The organism is Streptomyces auratus (genome assembly GCF_050433025.1).
In the GTDB taxonomy this organism is placed as follows: domain Bacteria; phylum Actinomycetota; class Actinomycetes; order Streptomycetales; family Streptomycetaceae; genus Streptomyces; species Streptomyces sioyaensis.
In genome coordinates this window covers 3,009,249-3,027,102 of record NZ_JBNGCB010000001.1, presented here as the reverse complement: position 1 = coordinate 3,027,102, position 17,854 = coordinate 3,009,249, and the positions used below count along the sequence as shown (strand labels likewise).

Sequence of the window (17,854 nt, the reverse complement as noted above, 5' to 3'; positions counted from 1 at the left end):
GAGACACGGATAGCCGGAAAACTATTGTCGGTCAATGACTCCTTCCGTGGTGGCGCCCAGGGATTGCGGGGCGGGCGGGGATGTGTGATGGGGCGTCAGGGAGAGGGCGGGGCGCGCTCCCTGCGGCGGGGCGCGGGAGGTGTGTCGCTCCCTCCGCGGTGGGGCGGGGCAGGAGCCGGCTGCGGGTCCGGAGAGGGGAGGGGCGTCGCTCCCCCTGCGGCCGGGCAGGGTCAGGAGCCGGCGGTGGGCCTGGAGACGAGCGTCGTTCCCCCTGCGGCGGGGCGGGCGTCAGGAGCCGGCTGCGGGCGCGGAGAGGAGCCGCTGGAGGTGTGCGCGGCCCGGGGCCAGCAGGTCGGGGAGGTCGGCCGCCTGGGGGTACCAGCGCTTCTCGTACTCCCAGCAGAGCCAGCCGCCCGCCCCCTGGTCGTAGCTGCCCTCGGGAGCCGGCACGGGGCCGTGGGCGTCCTCGGGGTCCCGGGTGAGGGTGCCCAGGACGGCCGCCAGCGGCAGCGCGCCGGCACCGAGCGGGAGCGGGGCGCGCTCCTCGGCCGAGGCGACATCCTTGACCTGCACATAGCCCAGATGCGGGGCGAGTGCGGCATGGGTGTCGACGGGCTCCTCGCCGCCGAGCCAGCTGTGCAGCACGTCCCAGAGCGCCCCGATCTGACGATGCCCCACGGGGCCCAGAATGCGGGCGGCGTCCGCGCCCGTGCGGTGGGAGTCATGGGTCTCCAGCAGGACCCGGACGCCCCGTTCGGCGGCGAGCGGGGCCACCGCGGCCAGCCGCCGGGCGGCGTCCGCATCCGCCTCGTCCGCCGGGCGGTCACCGCCGCCGGGGAAGACCCGGACGTACGGCGCCCCCAGATCGGCCGCGAGCAGCACCAGCTCGCTCAGCTCGTGCGCCAGCTCCTCCTCGCCCGCCGCATCCCGGGCGGCGGCGACCCTGGCGTATCCGGCCACCGCCAGGATCTCGACCCCGGCGTCGGCGAACTGGCCGCGTACCGCGGCGCGTTCCCGCGTCCCGAGCAGCGGATGCACCGGCTCCTCCGGATGGGCCCGCAGTTCCACCCCCTGATACCCGGTGTCGGCCGCCAGCCGCAGCACCTCCGCCACCGGCATCCCCGGCACACCGAGGGTCGAGAAGGCGAATCGCATCGCCGGGGTGGAGCCGTCCGTGCCGCCCGTGTTGACCATGCCTGCGCTCCTCCTGGTCGCTGATGTTCTCCCGTCTCTCCCCGTCCTTCCCCCCTGCCCCGATGTCCCTGCCCTCATTGCGCCGGGTGAGCCGCCCGGCGCGGCACGACGGGGCCCGCGGACCGGCACCGCCGGAGATACCGGGGGCCGCCTCGGCCCCCGTCAGAGCGTCAGCCGCCAGTCCTGTCCGACCAGGTCCTGACCGAAGCTGTGGTGCGCCGACTCGGCGACCAGCTCGAATCCGGCCCGCTGGTAGATGCCGCGGGCCGCGTCGAGTATGGAGTTGGTCCACAGCACCATCTCGCCGTACCCGGCCTCCCGGGCGAACTCCACGCAGGAATCGACGAGTTGACGGCCCACGCCGTGACCGCGGGCGCTCGGCTCCACCAGCAGCAGCCGCAGCCGGGCGACTCCCGGCCTGCCGTCCCGTACACACATCACGGCGCCCGCCCGCTCCCCGTCCAGCTCCGCGATCCAGGTGCGGTCCCACTGCGGGTCGAAGGCCTCGGCGTACTCCGCCACGATCCGGGCCACCAGCGCCTCATAGCTCAGATCGAAGCCGTACTCGTCGGCATAGAGGGCGGCGTTGCGCTCCACCATCCAGCCCAGGTCGCCGGGGCGGGCGGTGCGCAGCGTGATCCGGGGTGCCCGGGCGTCGGCCAGATCCTCCGCGTCCTCGCCGAGCAGGACGCGGATGGTCCGCATCGAGGACAACAGGCGGGCCCGGTCCGCCGTGGAGAGATCCGCCAGCAGGGTGCCCGCGGCTTCCTGGGAACCCTCCTCCAGCAGCCCGGCCGCCTCCCAGCCGAGCGGCGTCAGCATGATGCGCTGCCGGCGGCGGTCCTCTTCGGACCGGGAGCGGGTGATCAGCAGGCGGTCCTCGAATCCCCTGAGCAGCCTGCTGAGATAGCCGGCATCCAGCGAGAGGGTCACCCGGAGGTCCGCGGAGTCCACCCGCTGGCGGCGGGCGAGCTCGTACATGACCCGGGCCTCGGTGTCGGTGAACGGTGCGGGGAGATGCCGGCCGTAGTCGAGCGAGCAGATCAGGTTGATCCAGAATCGGTTGAATCTGCGCAGCTCATGGAGGTCGACTGAAGGGTCGCGCGGGGGCGGGGTGTCGGCCGTCGTATCCGTATCGGGTGGTGTGGTCATCGGCGGACCTCGTCATTGACTGCGTCATCGTTTGACTGAGTCAAGGGTAGTCCCCCCGGGCCGATCCGCACAGCCCTCGGCCTGTCCCGATTGCACCGCCTGCTTTCCCGCCTCGCTGCCCCGCCCCGCCGGCCCTCGCCGCCCCGCCACGCATGCTGGCGCCCCGGCCGGAGAAAGCGCTTACTGGGTCCGGATGCCTACCTGCGGTGAGCGAGAGGGGCCGGACCGTGACACGCACGACCGTACGCATCGCCATGAACGGTGTGACCGGGCGCATGGGATACCGCCAGCATCTGGTGCGCTCCCTCCTGGCCCTGCGCGACCAGGGCGGCCTCGTGCTGGCCGACGGGACGGTGATCCGGCCGGAGCCGGTGCTCGTCGGCCGCTCCGCGCCCAAGCTGCGGGCCCTGGCCGCACGCCACGACGTGCAGCACTGGAGCTGCGACCTCGACGCCGTGCTGGGCGACGACGACATCGACATCTACTTCGACGCGCAGGTCACCGCCGCCCGCGAAGCGGCCGTCAAGAAAGCGATTGCTGCCGGACGGCACCTGTACGTCGAAAAGCCCACCGCGAGCAGCCTCGCGGGCGCACTGGAGCTGGCCCGGCTGGCCCGGGAAGCCGGTATCAAACACGGCGTCGTCCAGGACAAGCTCTTCCTGCCCGGCCTGCGCAAGCTCCGCCGCCTCGTCGAGGGCGGCTTCTTCGGCCGCATCCTGTCCGTACGGGGCGAGTTCGGCTACTGGGTCTTCGAAGGGGACTGGCAGCCGGCGCAGCGCCCCTCCTGGAACTACCGTGCCGAGGACGGCGGCGGCATCGCGGCCGACATGTTCCCGCACTGGGAGTACGTCCTGCATGAGCTGTTCGGGCCGGTCCGCAGTGTCCAGGCGCACGTCACCACGCACATCCCGCGCCGCTGGGACGAGTCGGGCGCCCCGTACGACGCCACCGCCGACGACGCCGCATACGGCATCTTCGAGCTGGCCGGTGGCATCGTCGCGCAGATCAACTCCTCCTGGGCGGTCCGGGTGCACCGCGACGAACTGGTGGAGTTCCAGGTGGACGGCACCGAGGGGTCGGCCGTCGCCGGGCTGCGCCACTGCCGGGTGCAGCACCGCGCCGGCACGCCGAGGCCGGTCTGGGATCCCGACGTCCCGGCCTCCGAGCCGTTCCGCGACCAGTGGCAGGAGGTCCCCGACAACGCCGGTTTCGACAACGGCTTCAAGGCGCAGTGGGAGCTGTTCCTGCGGCACGTCGTACGGGACGAGCCCTGGCGCTGGGACCTGGCGGCGGGCGCCCGGGGCGTCCAGCTCGCGGAACTCGCGCTGCAATCCTCGGCGGAGGGGCGCCGGCTGCCGGTGCCGGAGCTGAGCCGGTGAACGCCCCGGCGCGCCCCTCCCCGTCCGGGCCGGACGCCGGTTTCCCCACGGCGCCGCTCCCGGATCCGCGGCCCCTGTCGGACTCCTGCTCCTCCTCCCCTTCCGCGCGTCCCCCGCTGCGCTCCCGTACGGTCTTCGCCGCCGCCCATGTGGTGGCCGATCCGTCCGCCGGCACCACACCGGGCGGCCCGGCCGCCCTCGACTGGGACGCCACCCTCGCCTTCCGCCGCCATCTGTGGGCGCACGGCCTGGGCGTGGCCGAGGCGATGGACACCGCTCAGCGCGGGATGGGCCTGGACTGGCCGGCCGCCGCCGAGCTGATCCGCCGCTCCGCCGCCGAGGCCAGGGCGGTCGGCGGCCTCCTCGCCTGCGGCGTCGGAACCGATCAACTGCCCGCCCACGGAGCGACGTTGGCCGAGGTACGGGCCGCCTACGAGGAACAGCTCGCCGTCGTCGAGGACGCCGGCGGCCGGCCCGTCCTGATGGCGTCCCGTCAGCTCGCCGCGGCCGCCACCGGCCCGGACGACTACCAGGAGCTGTACGGCCACCTCCTGCGCCAGAGCACCCGGCCGGTCATCCTGCATTGGCTCGGCCCGATGTTCGACCCGGCGCTGGCCGGCTACTGGGGCAGTAACGCATACGACGTCGCCACGGAGACGCTCCTCCAGATCGTCGCCGCCCACCCGGACACGGTGGACGGCGTGAAGATCTCGCTGCTGGACGCCGGCCGGGAAGTACGGCTGCGCCGCCGGCTGCCACCGGGCGTCCGCTGCTACACCGGCGACGACTTCCACTACCCGGAGCTGATCGCGGGCGACGAACACGGCTTCAGCCATGCGCTGCTGGGCATCTTCGACCCGCTCGCCCAGCGCGCCGCCGAGGCCGTACGCCATCTCGACGCCGCGGGCCCCGGAGGCGTGGCCGCCTTCCGGGCCGTCCTGGACCCGACCGTCGCGCTGGCCCGCCACCTCTTCCAGGCACCCACCCGCTCCTACAAGACCGGCATCGTCCTGCTCGCCTGGCTGGCCGGCCACCAGTCGCACTTCACCATGGTGGGCGGGATGCAGTCGGCGCGCTCGCCGGGGCACCTGCGGCGCGCCTACGAACTGGCCGACGGCCTGGGCCTGTTCCCGGACCCGGAGCGCGCCGCCCGGCGGATGCGCACCCTCCTCGCCGCCCACGGCGAGGAGGACGCATGAGCGACGACCTGTCCGCCCTCCTCGGCCGCCTGAGCCTCAACCAGGAGACCGTCCGGCAGTGGTCGCTGCCCCAACTGGCCGACGGATGCGCCCGGGCCGGTGTACGGGGCGTGGGCCTGTGGCGCGCACCCGTGCACGAGTACGGGGTGCGGGCGGCCGCCCGGCTCGTACGGGACGCCGGGCTGCGGGTCACCAGCCTGTGCCGCGGCGGATTCCTCACAGCGACGGACCCGGGTGAGCGGGCGGCCGCCCTGGACGACAACCGGGCGGCCGTCGACGAGGCGGCCGCCCTCGGGACGGACACCCTGGTGCTGGTCTCCGGCGGACTGCCGGCCGGCAGCCGGGACCTGGCCGGCGCCCGGGAGCGGATCGCGGACGCACTGGGCGAGTTGGGGCCGTACGCGGCGGAACGGGGGGTCCGGCTGGCGCTCGAACCGCTGCACCCGATGTACGCGGCGGACCGGTGCGTGGTCTCGACGCTCGCCCAGGCACTGGACCTCGCCGAGCGGTTCCCCGCCGCGCAGGTGGGGGTGGTCGTCGACACCTACCACCTGTGGTGGGACGACACGGTCGGCGCGCAGATCGCCCGCGCGGGCGCGGCCGGCGGCGCGCCGTCGCGGATCGCCGCGTTCCAGCTCGCCGACTGGGTCACCCCGCTGCCCGAGGGCGTCCTGCTGGGACGCGGGCAGCTCGGTGACGGTTCGGTGGATCTGCGGTGGTTTTGCGAACGGGTCGAGGCGGCCGGCTGCTACCGGGGGCCCATCGAGGTGGAAATCTTCAACCCGGCGCTGTGGGCGCGGGACGGAGCGGAGGTGCTGGCGGAGATCGTGGACCGCTTCCGCACCCACGTCGGGTGAGCCCGGCGTTCCCGCGCACCTCGGATGAGCGGGAAATATCCCCGCGAAGGAGCACAACCGTTGACCGTTCACAGAGGTCATAGCTGACGCTGGTCCCGACAAGGGGGGATCCGGGGGGATCCGGGGCCGGCATGGAGGGGGGAATCGAGGGGCCCGGCCATCGGGCGGGCCCCTCGATGGGGCCCGGACACGCCGGTCCGCGGCGGCCTGTCAGACCCCGGCGGTACCGTCGGGTCATGGTCAACGCAGCCGTCGTCGAAGGGGTCCTGGAGCGGATCACCTACGCCAACGAAGAGAGCGGCTACACGGTCGCGCGGGTCGACACCGGCCGCGGCGCGGGCGATCTGCTGACCGTCGTCGGCGCGTTGCTGGGCGCGCAGCCGGGTGAGTCGCTGCGCATGGAGGGACGCTGGGGCTCCCACCCCCAGTACGGCAAGCAGTTCACCGTCGAGAACTACACCACCGTCCTGCCCGCCACGATCCAGGGCATCCGCCGCTATCTGGGCTCCGGCCTGATCAAGGGCATCGGCCCGCGGATCGCGGACCGCATCGTCGAACACTTCGGCACGGACACCCTCGACGTCATCGAGACCGAACCCGCGCGTCTGGTCGAGGTGCCCGGCCTCGGCCCCAAGCGGACGAAGCTGATCGGCGCGGCGTGGGAGGAGCAGAAGGCCATCAAGGAAGTCATGGTCTTCCTCCAGGGCGTCGGCGTCTCGACGTCCATCGCCGTGCGGATCTACAAGAAGTACGGCGACGCCTCGATCTCCGTCGTCCGCAATGAGCCCTACCGCCTGGCCGCCGACGTGTGGGGCATCGGCTTCCTGACCGCCGACCGCATCGCGCAGTCCGTGGGCATTCCGCACGACAGCCCGGAGCGGGTCAAGGCGGGCCTGCAGTACGCGCTGTCGCAGTCCACGGACCAGGGCCACTGCTTCCTCCCCGAGGAGCAACTGATCGCCGATGCGGTGAAGTTGCTCGGCGTGGACACCGGCCTGGTCATCGACTGTCTGGGCGAACTGGCCGCGGACCCGGAGGGCGTGGTCCGCGAGAAGGTGCCGGGCGCCGAGGAGGGCGCGCCGGTCACCGCCGTCTATCTGGTGCCGTTCCACCGCGCCGAGATCTCCCTGGCCGGCCGGCTGACCCGGCTGCTGCGCACGGACCAGGACCGGATGCCGGCGTTCCAGGACGTGGAGTGGGACAAGGCGCTGGCCTGGCTGGCGCGGCGGACGGGCGCCGAGCTGGCGCCCGAGCAGCAGCAGGCGGTGCGCCTCGCGCTGACGCAGAAGGTCGCGGTGCTCACCGGCGGCCCCGGCTGCGGCAAATCCTTCACGGTCCGTTCCGTCGTCGAGCTGGCCCGCGCCAAAAAGGCCAAGGTGGTGCTGGCGGCGCCCACGGGCCGCGCCGCCAAGCGGCTCTCGGAGCTGACCGGGGCGGAGGCCTCCACGGTCCACCGCCTCCTGGAGCTCAAGCCCGGCGGGGACGCCGCCTATGACGCCGACCGGCCGCTGGACGCCGATCTGGTGGTCGTCGACGAGGCCTCGATGCTGGATCTGCTGCTCGCCAACAAGCTCGTCAAGGCGGTGCCGCCCGGCGCCCATCTGCTGCTGGTCGGGGACGTCGACCAACTGCCGTCGGTGGGCGCGGGCGAGGTGCTGCGCGATCTGCTCGCCGGGGGAGGGGCCGCGTCCCCCCGGACGGAGGCCGGGGGAGCGTCGGACAGGGGCGGTGATCGGGTGGCGGGTGGGGTCGTGCCTGCGGTCCGGCTGACCAGGATCTTCCGCCAGGCCCAGCAGTCCGGGGTGGTCACCAACGCCCACCGCATCAACTCCGGCGTGCCGCCCCTGACGACCGGCCTGGCCGACTTCTTCCTGTTCGCCGAGGAGGACTCCGAAGAGGCCGGACGGCTGACGGTGGATGTCGCGGCCCGCCGGATCCCGGCGAAATTCGGCCTCGACCCGCGCCGGGACGTCCAGGTGCTCACCCCGATGCACCGCGGTCCGGCCGGGGCGGGCGCCCTGAACGGCCTGCTCCAGCAGGCCGTGACCCCCGCCCGCCCCGATCTGCCCGAGCGCCGCTTCGGCGGCCGGGTCTTCCGTGTCGGCGACAAGGTCACTCAGATCAGGAACAATTATGAAAAGGGCCGCAATGGTGTCTTCAACGGCACGGTCGGCGTGGTCACCGCCCTGGACTCCGACGAGCAGCGCCTGACCGTCCGCACCGACGAGGACGAGGAGGTGCCCTACGACTTCGATGAACTCGACGAACTCGCCCACGCCTATGCCGTGACGATCCATCGCTCGCAGGGTAGTGAATATCCAGCAGTGGTGATTCCGGTCACCACCAGTGCCTGGATGATGCTGCAGCGCAATCTGCTGTATACCGCCGTGACCCGGGCAAAGCGTTTGGTGGTGCTGGTCGGCTCCCGGAAGGCCCTCGGACAGGCCGTCCGCACCGTATCCGCCGGTCGGCGGTGCACGGCACTCGATCACCGGCTCGCCGGCGCGATGTGAGGCCACCCCTCTTTCCCATTCAGGGCGAAGAGGGGCAGGATGGGCACCCGGGCGGCACTGAGTGCCGCTGAGAGGCCCTATGGCCGACCCCGAGTGCACATCCAGGTCTCAAATGGGGGAAGGTATAGGCAGTCAGGGCACCTCGAAGAAGAGGCACAACGTCGGTGAGGGATGACGTGAGCGACAACTCTGTAGTACTGCGTTACGGGGACGGCGAATACAGCTACCCGGTCGTCGACAGCACCGTTGGCGACAAGGGCTTCGATATCTCGAAGCTGCGCGCCCAGACCGGTCTGGTGACCCTGGATTCCGGTTACGGCAACACCGCGGCGTATAAATCCGCGATCACCTATCTCGACGGTGAAAACGGCATTCTTCGTTACCGCGGCTACCCGATCGAGCAGCTCGCAGAGCGCAGCACGTTCGTCGAGACCGCGTACCTCCTCATCCACGGCGAGCTGCCCACCGTCGATGAGCTGGCGAACTTCAAGCAGGACATCACCTTCCACACCCTGCTGCACGAGGACGTCAAGCGCTTCTACGACGGTTTCCCCCGGGACGCCCACCCGATGGCGATGCTGTCCTCGGTGGTCAGCGCGCTGTCGACGTTCTACCAGGACAGCCACAACCCGTTCGACGAGCAGCAGCGCCACATCTCCACGATCCGGCTGCTGGCCAAGCTCCCGACGATCGCGGCCTACGCGTTCAAGAAGTCGGTCGGCCACCCGGTCGTCTACCCGAGCAACGACCTCGGGTACGTCGAGAACTTCCTCCGCATGACCTTCTCGGTGCCCGCCGCGGACTACGACCTCGACCCGGTCGTGGTCAGCGCCCTCGACAAGCTGCTGATCCTGCACGCCGACCACGAGCAGAACTGCTCCACCTCCACCGTGCGCCTGGTCGGCTCCTCGCAGGCGAACCTCTTCGCCTCGATCTCGGCCGGTATCAACGCCCTGTGGGGCCCCCTGCACGGCGGCGCCAACCAGTCCGTGCTGGAGATGCTGGAAGGCATCCAGCGCGACGGCGGCGACGTCGACTCCTTCATCCGCAAGGTGAAGAACAAGGAAGACGGCGTGAAGCTCATGGGCTTCGGGCACCGCGTCTACAAGAACTTCGACCCCCGCGCGAAGATCATCAAGGCGGCGGCGCACGACGTCCTCTCCGCGCTCGGCAAGTCCGACGAGCTGCTGGACATCGCCCTCAAGCTGGAGGAGCACGCGCTCTCCGACGACTACTTCGTCTCGCGCAAGCTCTACCCGAACGTCGACTTCTACACCGGTCTGATCTACCGGGCCATGGGCTTCCCGACCGAGATGTTCACCGTGCTCTTCGCGCTCGGCCGGCTCCCCGGCTGGATCGCCCAGTGGCACGAGATGATCAAGGAGCCCGGTTCCCGCATCGGCCGCCCGCGGCAGATCTACACCGGTGTCGTCGAGCGCGACTTCGTGCCGGTCGAGGAGCGCTGACGGCCGCCCTGTGCCGGCAGGCCACCGAGGGCTGAGAAAGAAGAAAGCGCCCCGCCTCCGGATCCCCCCACGGGTCCAGAGCGCGGGGCGCTTCCCGTGTCCCGGTTGGATTCCCCCCACGGGATCCGTCCGGGCGTTCGGGTAGCACCGCGATCTGCCGGGACGCGCACATTCGGGAGGGCCGCTCAAAGCTCCCCGGGCGCGTCGCCCCGGCCACGCGTAGCCGGGCACGATCCCCCAAGATCGGCACGGCTGGTGCAGTGCAAGCCCCGCCGGGGGTGCCTGCACTGCCCGGTTAGACTCACGACCCCCCTCAATGGTTACGTTCCCATGAGTGTGATCTGGGTCTCTTGCCATATAGGGGCGAATGTGGTCAAGGGTCTCCATTTGGAGATCGGGGCCGTGGGGTATGGGTGTTGTGTCAGTTGTAAGGACTAGGTGAATTTTCCTGGCCGCAGGCCTTTGGTGACCACCAAGGCCGACGAGAGGGGCATGGCGCCACCCGTGATCGCCAGGCCGCCTCTCCTCGACGCGACAAGGTCGCCTGCTCTCGAACGCGACAAGATCGCGCGGCGCACAAGGTGCCGGCCGTCCCGCCGGGGCGAGTGTGACCCGCGCCCGCGCGATGCGGAGCGGCGCCCGAATCAGGCCGCCCGACCCACCAGCTCGTACCCGGCCTCGTCGACGGCAGCGCGCACGGCTTCCTCGTCCAGTGGGGCCTTCGAGGTGACGGTCACCAGGCCGGTGGCGGCGACCGCCTGCACCGAGCTGACCCCGGCGAGCTCGCCGAGCTCGGACGAGACCGCACCCTCACAGTGGCCGCAGGTCATACCGGTCACCTTGTAGGTGGTGGTCACCTCGCCGGACCGGCCGTCGGTGCCGCCGGCGTCGCCGGCGCCTTCCGGGGTGCAGCAGGAGCTGTTCTCAGCCATGGGGGACTCTCCTTGTGGTGCCGATGCGTGCCATGTGGTGCCAGGTGCCGGAGTGCCGGAATGACCCAGGGGCGACTCAAGCGACTGCCGGTCCTCTCCGACCCTAAGCACCTTATACCCCTAGGGGGTATCAATTCCAGCCGTCGTCGCGGGCATCGCGTTGCCGCGCGCCCCACCACGCGTCAGCCTTGGGGGTACGGACTCGGGGCGGATCCGAGGAGGCGGCCGATGGACGTACTCGCCCTCTACGGCCTGCTGGTGCTCACCACGCTGCCGCCACTCGTCCCCAACTCCGCCCTGCTCGTCTCCGCCGGCGTCCTCGCCTCCCGGGGTCAGGCGTTCCTGCCGCTGATCCTCGTCATCGTCGCGGGCAGCGCCCTGCTCGGGGACCTGCTGATGTACCTGGCCGCCCGCCGATTCGGCGGACCCGTACGCACCTGGATGCGCCGCAACCCCCGCCGCCGGGCACTACTGGAGTGGACCTCCGGCCGGATCCAGCGCTACGGCCTGCCGTTCGTGATCGCCGTACGGTTCCTGCCCAGCGGGCGCATCGCCGGCGCGCTGGCCTCCGGGGTGCTGCGCTACCCGCTGCGCAAGTACGCGCTCGGCGCCGCCATCGCCGAGGCCAGCTGGGCCACCTACTCGGTCGGCCTCGGCTACCTCGGCAGCGCCGCCGCCGGCCGCCCCCTCTACGCCGCCGGCATCGGCTTCGGCGTCTCCTGCGTGGTCGCCGCCGTGGGTGCCGCGATCCAGTGGGCCGCCCGCCGCCGCACCCTGCGCGCCTCGTCGGAGGAGAGCGGCGAGAACGAAGGCGGCGGCGCCCACAAGAGCGACGGACCGGAGCGCGGCGGCGGACGGCCGTCCTCCGCAGCCGCGCTCTGACGGCCCGCTCAGCCGCCCTGAGCCGCCCCGCCCGCCCCGGTCCGGACCTCCGCGACGGCGACCGGCAGGCCCGTACGACGCGAGCGCTCACACGCCTCGGCGACATACAGCGCGTCCAGCGCCTCCGCCGGCGAACAAGGGCTCGGCACCCGGCCCGCGGCGACCTCGGTGAAGACCTCCAGCTCGGTGACGTAGGCGTCATGGAAGCGCTCCATGAACGTGGCGTACGGAGCGGCCGCCCGGCGCCAGGACAGCCGCGCCTCGGCGGACGGCAGCGGCGCACGGTCGTCGAGGCCGACGACCCGGGCACCCTCGGAACCGCAGACCTCCAGTCGCACATCGTGGCCCGCGCCGTTGTAGCGGGTCGCCGTGACCGTGGCCAACGTGTCGTCGTCGAAGCGCAGCAGCGCCGCGCAGGTATCGACATCGTCGCCGTCGGCGAAGAAGGACGCACCGCGGTTGGCGCCCTGGGCGTAGACCGAGACCACCTCGCGGCCGGTGAGCCAGCGCAGGATGTCGAAATCGTGGATGCTGCAGTCCCGGAACAGCCCCCCAGAGGTGGGGATGTAGCCGGCCGGCGGCGGCGTCCGGTCACTGGTGCAGGCACGCAGGGTGTGCAGCCAGCCCAGCTCGCCGGAGTGCAGCGCCTCGCGGGCGGCGCGATAGCCCGCGTCGAAGCGGCGCTGGAAGCCGATCTGCACCGGCACCCCGCAGGCCCGCGCGCGTTCCACCACACCGAGGGTGCCCGCCACGTCCGGCGCCACCGGCTTCTCGCAGAACACCGGCACCCCGGCGTCCAGGGCCTGATGGATCAGGGTGGCGTGGGCGCTGGTCGCGGCGGTGATCACCACGCCGTCCAGGCCGTCCGCGTACATCTCCGCGATGCCCGGCGCCGCGCGTACGCCGAGGGTGTCCGCCAGCGCGGCGGCGCGTGCGGTGTCCACGTCCGCGACCACAAGGCCGGTGACGCCCGGGACGCCGCGAAGGGTCTGTGCGTGGAAGGCGCCGATGCGCCCGGTGCCGATCAGGCCGATCTTCATGCCTCGGATCCTTTCCGGGGAGGGAGAGGGGAAGGGAGGGGGAGGGGAAGGGAGGGGGAGGAGTGGGGCGGCGGCGATGGTGGCGGTGGGAGAAGCCGGGGGGAGCGCCGCCGGGGCTGCCGGAAGGCATGACGGGGTTCCCCATGGCCGGGCCGGTTGATGTACGTGTTGGAACGGTCCAATCATCGCCGCACCGGCACCTTGCATGTCCTGATGTCCGCATGTCAACCGTTCTGCAGGGGGTATGCGCCGGAGTATTGACGCTGTCCCGGCCCGGTGGAAGGATTTCCGTCCATGGAACGGTCCAATAAGCGCGCCGATGTGTCGCCCGGTGAACGGTCCGGAGCCCGGCCGGGCGCGGACCGGGCCCCGACGATCCGCGGTGTCGCCGCGCGCGCGGGCGTCTCCAAATCGCTGGTCTCGCTCGTGCTCCAGGGCTCACCGCGGGTCAGCGACGCCAAGCGGCAGGCCGTATTGGCGGCCATCGACGAACTGGGCTACCGCCCGAACGCCGCGGCCCGCAGCCTCGTCGCGCGCCGTACCCACACCGTCGGCGTGCTGCTGAACGATATGCGCAACCCCTGGTTCGTCGAGGTGCTCGACGGCCTCAACTCCCTGCTGCAGGCGCACGGTCTGCGGATGCTGATGGCCGACGGACGGCTGGACCGGCGGGCCGGCCAGGGCTTCGCCCGCACTTTCCAGGAACTACGGGTCGACGGTCTCGTCGTCGTCGGGACCCTCCCGGACACCGCGGGCCTGGCCGAGGTCGCCGAGCGGCTGCCGACCGTCATCGCGGGCAACCACGAACCCCGGCTGCCGCACACCGACCTCGTCGCCAACGACGACGAACGCGGCGCCCGGCTCGCCACCGAACACCTCATCGGCCTCGGTCACCGGCGGATCGCCCACCTCGCCGGGCAGGGGCCGGTCGGCGCACTGCGCCGGCGCGGCTTCGAGGCCGCCGTCCGCGCCCACGGCCTGGCGGCGGACGCCGTAGTGGAGAGCGGCGACGGAACCGAGGAAGGCGGCTACCGCGCCGCCGTCCGCCTGCTCGGCCCCACGCACACCGCCCGCAACACCGGCACCGAACGCCCCACCGCCGTCTTCGCGTTCAACGACATCTCCTGCGTCGGCGCACTGTCCGCCGCCCAGGAACTGGGCCTGGACGTGCCCGCCGACCTCTCCCTCGTCGGCTACGACAACACCTACCTCGCCCGTATCCGCCACCTCTGGCTGAACTCCGTGAACAACGCCAGCCATGAGGTCGGCCGCCGCGCGGCACGCTGCCTCCTGGACCGGATGGAACGCCCGCACGCCCCCGCAGGGCGACAACTCGTGGCCCCGGAACTGGAGATCAGAGGATCGACGGCACCGCCGCGGCCCGCCTGACCCTCCGCGCCCTCGTTCCGGGGTGCCGGTCCGGTGGCTCTCAGCGCCGGCCTCGTTGGCCGGGCCGCCGGGCCACCCACGCTCTGACCGTATCGGCGAACCAGTACGGTTTTCCGCTCTCCACCAGATCCGGTTCGGGCAGCAGCCCGTGCTTGCGGTACGAGCGCACCGTGTCCGGCTGCACCTGGATGTGCGCGGCGATCTCCTTGTACGACCAGAGCCTGCGGTCGGTCATCTCTGCCACCTCCTGAGCGCCGTACGCAGGCGCGGCCCGGGGGAGCCGGCAGGGGCCGCGTACGGCCTGGTGATCACTCACCCTGTGCCTGGACAACGACACGGAGTAACCGCCGGGGAGGGGCTGTTGAACGGCTGTGACGGAAGCCCCGCGGGACGGTGACAGCCGTGACGCGGGGCGGACGGCTGTGACGGGGACGGGACGCGAGGGGACACGACGGGGGGCACCGACCCGGCGGCCGGAGTGCCGGAGCGCCGCGGACGCCGGGAGTTGGGTGCGAACGGGCCTGTGGCGGGGTGCGAACGGCCGTGGCGGGCCGGTTCCCGGGAGGGGGAACCGGCCCGCCACAGATGAGCTGCAGACCTGTCGGGCGCCGGTCAGGCGTAGTAGAGCGCGTGCCAGGTCTTCTTGTCGACCTTGCCGTTGGCGGTCAGATGATGCCGGGACTGGAACTTCTTCACCGCGGCCAGGGTCTTGGGACCGAAGTACCCGGTCACGTCTCCCCAGTGGAGATAGCGGCGGTTCGCCAGCAGGCACTGCACCTGCGAGACGCGGTCGCCGCGCTGACCGTGGACGGTGAGGGCGCGTCCGTTGTAGTAGGCGCAGGCTGCCAGTGTGTCGCCCCGCTCGGCGGCCGGCCCGGCGGCGGACGCCGGACCGGTCAGCAGCCCCGCGGTGAGCAGGCCCGCGGACGCGGCCAGGACGGCAGTACGGGTGAGGGCGCGACTGAGTGCGTTGGTATTCACGTTTTCCACCGTTTCCCCCGTTGGATGTGATTCCACCCGAGATGACGCCGGGGCCGCGCGCCGCGGTTCCCGGCGATGTGGTGATGTTTCGTCAATTTCCTTGCACAGTCGCTGCCTTGCGCAGTTCGTCCGCCAGGTCCTCCAGCGCCAGGCCCTTCGTCTCCGGCGCGTACCGCCGGCAGAACACCCAGGACAGCACACACATCGCGCCGAAGAACCAGAAGGTGGTGCCGGCGCCGACCGCATCGAGCAGCAGCGGAAAGGCCAGCGCCACCCCGAAGTTGACCAGCCACATCACGAACACCGCGGCACCCATGGCCAGACCACGGACCTGCAGCGGGAACATCTCCGCGAGCAGCAGCCAGACCCCGGTGTTCAAGGTGGCCTGCATGAAGGCCATGTAGAGCACCATCAGACCGAGCACCAGGGCGCTGACCGCGGGGGAGTGCGGAAGGTGGAACGAGGCGCCGAGCAGGGCGAGCGAGACGGTCATCCCGGCCAGACCGGTGAGCAGCATGGGCCGGCGGCCGACCCGGTCGATCAGCGACATCCCGACCGCGGTGGCGACGACCGAGATGACACCGACCGCGATGGTGGCCGTGATCGAGGCACCGGTGGCCAGCCCCGTCGACGCCAGGATCTTGGGCGCGAAATACACCACCGCGTTGACACCGGTGATCTGCTGCACGGCCGCCAGCCCGATACCGACCAGCAGCAGCCGCCGCACCCACGGGGTCCGCAGCTGCTGCCAGGCGCCGCGCCGGGCATCGTCCTCCAAGGCGCGGGCGTGATCGATACGGGCCAGCTCGGCGGGGACCTCCTCGGCCGGCAGCGTACGGCCCAGCACCCGGGCCGCCTCGTCCCGGCGGCCCTTGCTGATGTACCAGCGCGGGGTGTCCGGCAGGAAGAGGAGCCCGACGGACAGCGCCACCGCCGGCAGCGCGGCCAGGCCCAGCATCCAGCGCCAGGCCGCCCAGTGCGCCAGTACGGCATTGAGCAGATAGGCGAGCAGCTGACCACTGACGATCATCAGCGAGTTGAAGGAGACCAGCCGGCCGCGGATGTGCGCAGGCGCGATCTCGGAGAGATAGAGCGGGGTGATCACGGAGGCGCTGCCGACGGCGAGACCGAGTACGAACCGCGCCACGGTCATGGCCACCACACTCGGCGAGAGCGCGACGGCCAGGGCGCCGCCGAGGAACACGGCGCCCGCCCACAGCAGGGAGTTGCGCCGCCCCAGCGCGTCGGACATCCGGCCGCCGATCAGCGAACCGAAGGCCGCGCCGATCAGCAGCGCGCTGGTGATGACGCCCTCCCCCAGGGAGGTGAGGCCGAAGTGGTCCTCCATGAAGGGGAGCGCGCCGGAGATCACCCCGGTGTCGTAGCCGAAGAGGGCGCCGCCCAGGGCGGCGACGACGGCGATGCCGACGAGGAACCGCCGGGCGCTGCGGGCCCGCGCGGCCGCGGACGGCCCGGCGGGCGCGGCCTGGCTGGTCGGAACGGCCATCGTCAACTCCTGCTCGCCGGGGCGGAGGAACCGGCGATCGGGGAGGGGGGTGCGGGCAGTGGTAGGGAGCGGCGCCGGGCGGCGCCAGGGGGGAGGTGCACGGTGCGGGGGCCTTTCGGTGCGGCGGCGGGGAGCGCGGGGGCGGCGCGTTCCCGGCGGCGTGGCGTTGGCGGGCGGGAGGGGGCCGGCCGGTGGTGGGCGTGCCTCGGCGGCGTGCCTCAGTGGTGGGGCACGCCTCGACGGCAGGGCCTGCCTCAGTGGTGGGGCACGCCTCGACGGCAGGGCCTGCCTCAGCGGTACAGCGCCGGCCGCTCGATCAGTTCGACGGCCACCCGCTCGCCGCCGGCCTGCGCGAGCACGCCCGCCTCGCACACCGCGGCCGCGGCATAGCCGTCCCAGCAGCTGGGGCCCTCGACCTCGCCACGCAGGGTGGCGCGCACCCAGCGCTGCACCTGCCGGTCGTAGGCCTCCTCGAAGCGCTCCACGAAGCCAGGGGGGATGGCGCCGCCCCAGTGGCCCGCGGTGTTGCTGAACACCCCGTGGTCGTCACCGATCCTGGCTGTGCCGCCCTCGCAGACCGCCTCACAGCTGACCTGGTAGCCGAAGCCGCAGTTGACGAAGAGCTCGGTGTCCACGACCCGGCCGCCCGCGGTCTCGAAGAGGATCAGCTGCGGGTCGCTGAGGCCCTCGGGGGCGTTCCCGGTCGGCGACGGGCGCAGCACCCGTACGGCCGTGATCTCGTCGTCCAGCAGCCAGCGGGTCACATCGATCTCGTGCACCACCGAGTCGTTGATCATCATCGCGTTGGTGAAGCCGGGCGGGGTGTCGGCGTTGCGGTGCTTGTTGTGCAGCATCAGCGGACGGCCGTAAGTGCCCTGATCCAACAGGGACTTGAGGCTGCGGTAGCCGGCGTCGTAGCGGCGCATGAAGCCCACCTGGACCCGGCGGTGCCCCAGCGCCCGCTCGGCCTCCAGTACGCGCAGCGCGGAGGCCGCGTCCGGCGTCAGCGGCTTCTCGCACAGCACCGGCAGATCGCGTGCGAAGGCGTCCAGCAGCGTCGCCTCGTGCGCGGGACCGGGCGAGGCGATCAGTACGGCGTCCACCCCGGGGTCGTCCATGGCGGCGGCCGGATCGGTGTAGGCGGTACACCCTTCGATGCGGTCGGCGAGATGCTTGACGCGGGCCGCGTCGATGTCGACCACGGCCGCCACCCGGGCGCCGCTGATCACCTCGTCGATCCGGCGTACGTGGTCGGCGCCCATGCGGCCGGTGCCGATGACCGCCACACCGAGGGTTCCGAGCGAAGTCATGTCGTCCTCACGTCCTTATGTGCTACAGAGTGTGATGTACCCTGGAAACTAAT

At 71.9% G+C, this 17,854-nt stretch carries 15 protein-coding genes; 7 read left to right on the top strand and 8 right to left on the bottom strand.

Going from position 1 to position 17,854, the window contains the following annotated elements; translation table 11 throughout:
• Positions 1-288 precede the first annotated feature (288 nt).
• Together BKA18_RS13010 and BKA18_RS13005 are read right to left on the bottom strand one after the other, a co-directional pair.
• Positions 289-1,194, bottom strand: a complete 906-nt coding sequence (locus BKA18_RS13010; RefSeq protein ID WP_366043296.1) for a sugar phosphate isomerase/epimerase family protein — start codon at positions 1,192-1,194, stop codon at positions 289-291.
• Positions 1,195-1,356: 162 nt separating this feature from the next.
• Positions 1,357-2,346 (bottom strand): GNAT family N-acetyltransferase, encoded by a 990-nt coding sequence (locus tag BKA18_RS13005; protein ID WP_366043295.1) that lies wholly within the window; start codon positions 2,344-2,346, stop codon positions 1,357-1,359.
• Between the two features lie 227 nt (positions 2,347-2,573).
• On the opposite strand from BKA18_RS13005, the gene BKA18_RS13000 reads away from it, so the two are divergent.
• The 5 genes from BKA18_RS13000 to BKA18_RS12980 all read left to right on the top strand — a co-directional run bounded on the left by BKA18_RS13000 (position 2,574) and on the right by BKA18_RS12980 (position 9,760).
• Positions 2,574-3,725, top strand: coding sequence for a Gfo/Idh/MocA family protein (locus BKA18_RS13000; protein ID WP_366043294.1), 1,152 nt, complete (start codon positions 2,574-2,576; stop codon positions 3,723-3,725).
• Entirely contained in the window at positions 3,722-4,924 is a 1,203-nt protein-coding gene (locus tag BKA18_RS12995) for a dihydrodipicolinate synthase family protein (protein WP_429638322.1), read from the top strand. The genes BKA18_RS13000 and BKA18_RS12995 overlap by 4 nt, the downstream gene beginning before the upstream one ends.
• Positions 4,921-5,781: a sugar phosphate isomerase/epimerase family protein gene (locus BKA18_RS12990; RefSeq protein WP_366043293.1), complete on the top strand. Its 861-nt coding sequence runs from the start codon at positions 4,921-4,923 to the stop codon at positions 5,779-5,781. The genes BKA18_RS12995 and BKA18_RS12990 overlap by 4 nt, the downstream gene beginning before the upstream one ends.
• A 236-nt stretch (positions 5,782-6,017) precedes the next feature.
• Positions 6,018-8,294, top strand: coding sequence for an SF1B family DNA helicase RecD2 (gene recD2, locus BKA18_RS12985; protein ID WP_366043292.1), 2,277 nt, complete (start codon positions 6,018-6,020; stop codon positions 8,292-8,294).
• A 176-nt stretch (positions 8,295-8,470) separates the two neighbouring features.
• The gene (locus BKA18_RS12980; protein ID WP_006605484.1) at positions 8,471-9,760 is read left to right on the top strand and encodes a citrate synthase; all 1,290 of its coding nucleotides are present in this window, start codon (positions 8,471-8,473) and stop codon (positions 9,758-9,760) included.
• Between the two features lie 644 nt (positions 9,761-10,404).
• Here BKA18_RS12980 and BKA18_RS12975 read toward each other — a convergent pair.
• A complete protein-coding gene (locus tag BKA18_RS12975) occupies positions 10,405-10,692 on the bottom strand; it encodes a heavy-metal-associated domain-containing protein (RefSeq protein ID WP_366043291.1) in 288 nt (95 codons plus the stop codon).
• 228 nt (positions 10,693-10,920) lie between these two features.
• On the opposite strand from BKA18_RS12975, the gene BKA18_RS12970 reads away from it, so the two are divergent.
• On the top strand, positions 10,921-11,574 hold the full coding sequence (locus BKA18_RS12970) for a DedA family protein (protein WP_366043290.1): 654 nt from the start codon (positions 10,921-10,923) through the stop codon (positions 11,572-11,574).
• An 8-nt stretch (positions 11,575-11,582) separates the two neighbouring features.
• On the opposite strand, the gene BKA18_RS12965 is transcribed toward BKA18_RS12970, so the two are convergent.
• Positions 11,583-12,614 carry a Gfo/Idh/MocA family protein gene (locus BKA18_RS12965; RefSeq protein WP_366043289.1) on the bottom strand — a complete coding sequence of 344 codons (1,032 nt, stop codon included), beginning with the start codon at positions 12,612-12,614 and terminating at the stop codon, positions 11,583-11,585.
• A 294-nt stretch (positions 12,615-12,908) separates the two neighbouring features.
• Between BKA18_RS12965 and BKA18_RS12960 the strand changes: the two genes are divergently transcribed.
• Positions 12,909-14,003, top strand: a complete 1,095-nt coding sequence (locus BKA18_RS12960; RefSeq protein WP_366043288.1) for a LacI family DNA-binding transcriptional regulator — start codon at positions 12,909-12,911, stop codon at positions 14,001-14,003.
• A 40-nt stretch (positions 14,004-14,043) separates the two neighbouring features.
• Here BKA18_RS12960 and BKA18_RS12955 read toward each other — a convergent pair whose 3' ends face one another.
• The 4 genes from BKA18_RS12955 to BKA18_RS12940 form a co-directional block, all read right to left on the bottom strand.
• A complete protein-coding gene (locus tag BKA18_RS12955) occupies positions 14,044-14,238 on the bottom strand; it encodes a helix-turn-helix transcriptional regulator (RefSeq protein WP_006605489.1) in 195 nt (64 codons plus the stop codon).
• A 377-nt stretch (positions 14,239-14,615) separates the two neighbouring features.
• Positions 14,616-14,984 (bottom strand): peptidoglycan-binding domain-containing protein, encoded by a 369-nt coding sequence (locus BKA18_RS12950; protein ID WP_366043287.1) that lies wholly within the window; start codon positions 14,982-14,984, stop codon positions 14,616-14,618.
• Between the two features lie 91 nt (positions 14,985-15,075).
• A complete protein-coding gene (locus BKA18_RS12945) occupies positions 15,076-16,491 on the bottom strand; it encodes a sugar porter family MFS transporter (RefSeq protein WP_366043286.1) in 1,416 nt (471 codons plus the stop codon).
• A 290-nt stretch (positions 16,492-16,781) separates the two neighbouring features.
• The gene (locus tag BKA18_RS12940; protein ID WP_366043285.1) at positions 16,782-17,801 is read right to left on the bottom strand and encodes a Gfo/Idh/MocA family protein; all 1,020 of its coding nucleotides are present in this window, start codon (positions 17,799-17,801) and stop codon (positions 16,782-16,784) included.
• Positions 17,802-17,854 lie beyond the last annotated feature (53 nt).